The sequence below is a fragment of the Kitasatospora phosalacinea genome, assembly GCF_030268885.1.
GTDB lineage: Bacteria > Actinomycetota > Actinomycetes > Streptomycetales > Streptomycetaceae > Kitasatospora > Kitasatospora phosalacinea_C.
Window position 1 is genome coordinate 1 of sequence record NZ_BSSA01000076.1, and the last position, 2,472, is coordinate 2,472.

The 2,472-nt window shown below is 75.4% G+C and carries 3 protein-coding genes and 1 pseudogene; 3 read left to right on the forward strand and 1 reads right to left on the reverse strand.

What is annotated here, in order from left to right:
• Nucleotides 1-100: 100 nt before the first annotated feature.
• On the reverse strand, nt 101-250 hold the full coding sequence (locus QSK52_RS38935) for a hypothetical protein (protein WP_285741018.1): 150 nt from the start codon (nt 248-250) through the stop codon (nt 101-103).
• Between the two features lie 452 nt (nt 251-702).
• Between QSK52_RS38935 and QSK52_RS38940 the strand changes: the two genes are divergently transcribed.
• The 3 genes and pseudogenes from QSK52_RS38940 to QSK52_RS38950 form a co-directional block, all read left to right on the forward strand.
• Complete coding sequence (locus tag QSK52_RS38940) at nt 703-1,227, forward strand: hypothetical protein (RefSeq protein ID WP_285741019.1); 525 nt, start codon at nt 703-705, stop codon at nt 1,225-1,227.
• A 203-nt stretch (nt 1,228-1,430) separates the two neighbouring features.
• On the forward strand, nt 1,431-2,000 hold the full coding sequence (locus QSK52_RS38945; RefSeq protein ID WP_285741020.1) for a hypothetical protein: 570 nt from the start codon (nt 1,431-1,433) through the stop codon (nt 1,998-2,000).
• A pseudogene (locus tag QSK52_RS38950) lies at nt 1,997-2,472 on the forward strand (hypothetical protein); the annotation flags it as partial. The gene QSK52_RS38945 and the pseudogene QSK52_RS38950, both read left to right, overlap by 4 nt.

Below are 2,472 nucleotides of genomic sequence, written 5' to 3' on the forward strand. Positions count from 1 at the left end.
TCACGGGCAGGAACGGCCGCAGCCGTTCCCACTCCGCGTCCGACAGATCACCGCGTTCACCCCGCCCCATACACAGGACAACGATCCGACCAGGCGACAGTCACATGATCGGCCGGACAGCTCCTAGCTCTCGCAGCCAGGAGGCGGCCGCCCGCCCGGCCTCGGCGGCCCGCTGCAGCGCCCGCTGCTCCCGCTCGTCCAGCTCGTACGGAGGGGCGGGCAGGAACGGCCCGGTGATCACAGAGTCCATGTCCTCCCAACCGCGCCCCGCCCGCCCGGGTCACGGCCCGCCGGGGGCCCGCGTCAGCTTCGTGCGGCCGAGGCCGGCGCCCGGATGCGGCCGCGCCCGGTGGCTCGCGCAGAAACTCCGCGCGGAGGTGATGTGCATTCTTTGCAGGGTTTCTCGCATTTTTATTTGAATCATCCGCGCCGGAATTTGGCGGACCTGATTTGTCTGGTGCTACGGTACGGGCCACCGGAGGAATTTTTCCCCGGATCATCCGAGCATTTGTTCGGGCGGTATTTCTCGACCAGGATCGAGGCGTGGGCGTGGAGAGGGATGAAGCAGCGGCGAAGGAGCCGGCGGCGGCGGGCGGTGCACGCCGCTGCCGGGTGTGCGGAGCGGCGCTCCGCGTGGGTGGCGCGGGGCAGCGGCCGGAGTACTGCAGCCGGTCCTGTTCCTCGAAGGCGCACCGGGAGCGGGTGAAGGAGCGCCAGGAGGCGGCTGTTGCCGAGGCCGTCGACGCCGCCCAGCGCGCCGCTGGCGCCGGCGCCCTCCTCGATGCCGTGCCCGAGCAGGAGCAGCCCGGCGCGGAGCCGCTCCCGCAGGACGCCGGGAAGGCGGGGCGCGAGGACCGGCCGGAGCAGCGGGTGCTGCGGGAGACGGCCGCCGCGGCGCGCGAGCGCGCCGGGTGCCGGGCGGCGGTGGCCGCCGTCGAGGACGTCCTGGACGGGTACCGCGCCGCCGAGCGGGCCGCCCAGGACGCCCTCGCCCGGTGCCTGGCCCAGGCCATGGAACTGGGGCTGGACGCCGGGGACGTGCTGGCCGCGCTGGACGGGAGCGACCCCGCACCGGAGCAGGAGTCCTGGGTGGCCGTGCCGGTGAGGCTTCCGGGCAGGCCGATGCGGCTGGAGGACGTGACGCTCGACCCCGCCCGCGAGCCGGGCCGCCCGAGCGCATGGTTCAAGGCCCCGCGGACCCTCGGACCGGACGACCTCAAGTCCTGATCGGCCGCACACTTCCCCGCCGCCTTCCGCATCGACGCGGCGTGAGCGCCTCGGCGCTGCGCCCGCCCTGGGGCGGCCGCAGTGGAAGGATGCCGGGCGGCCCGGCCGGAGAGAGCGGAGAGCGGACGTGAGCGACAGCAGGCGCGGCGGCAGCAAGCGGATCAAGGTGTCCGTCACTGCCTTGACCGAGGAGTGCGGGCTGCGTGCTGCGCGCCCACCAGGAGCGCGGCGGCACCTGGCTGGTGACCTGGCTGGACGGCCCCGCCGTCACCACCGTGCGTGAGCGCCTGGCCGCCGACGTCCCCGGTCTGCCCGCCGACCGCGTCCGGCTCTCCCGCGACTACAGCGCCCGCGCCCTCCTCCTGGGCGCGCTGCGCGCGGCGGCGGACCGGCCGGCCGACGCCGCGGCGCCGGAGGCCGGGCTCGTCGAGCAGACGCAGGCCGCCCTCGCCGACGTCACCGACCCCTGGAGCGGCGCCACCGAGCAGGAGCAGGCCGCCGTCGAGCAGCTGCTCGCCGCCGACGGCGGCGGCGGCCTGGTGGACGACGACGACGCCCTGGCCGCCCTGGTGCAGCGGGCCGCGCAACGCGCTGCGCAGCCGGTTCAGCCCGCGCAGCGCGTTGCGCAGCCGGAGGCGGTGCAGCAGGCGGTGCCCGCCGCCCGCCCAAGCCTCCCCGCGCCGCAGGATGGGGGCGGAGCGCCGCCTCCCCTTTTCCGCGCGCTGAGAAAATCGGCCGCCGTCAAGATCCACCGGGCTACGATCCGGTCGTGAATTCCGACGCGCACGAAAAAGACGAACAGGGTGGCGGGCAGGCCGACCAGAGGCTGTGCGAGGTCTGCGGCACGCCCCTGCCGCGCAGGCAGGGCCGGGGCAGGCCCGCCCGCTACTGCACCGACAGCGCCTCCTGCCGCTCCAAGGCCTCCCGGGCGCGCCAGCGCACCGCCCGCCTGACCGACGGGCAACTGCTCGACGCGCTCAAGGCCGTGGCCCCGATGCGCCCCGGTGCGGCCGACGAGATGGCCCCCGGCCCGCTCCAGCGCGTAGCCGCGCTCGGCGAGGCCCTCGGCGGCGCCGCCTACCACTACGCCGCCACCGTGCAGGCCGACGGCGCCAGCGCCCAGGCGCTGGAGCGGCTGCGCCAGGTCGTGGCCCTGTTCTCCGGCCAGCTCCTGGAGGCCGCCGAGCAAGCCCATCGGGACGCCCTGGCCAACCCACCAATTCCGTTGCGCGCGGAAAACGGGTC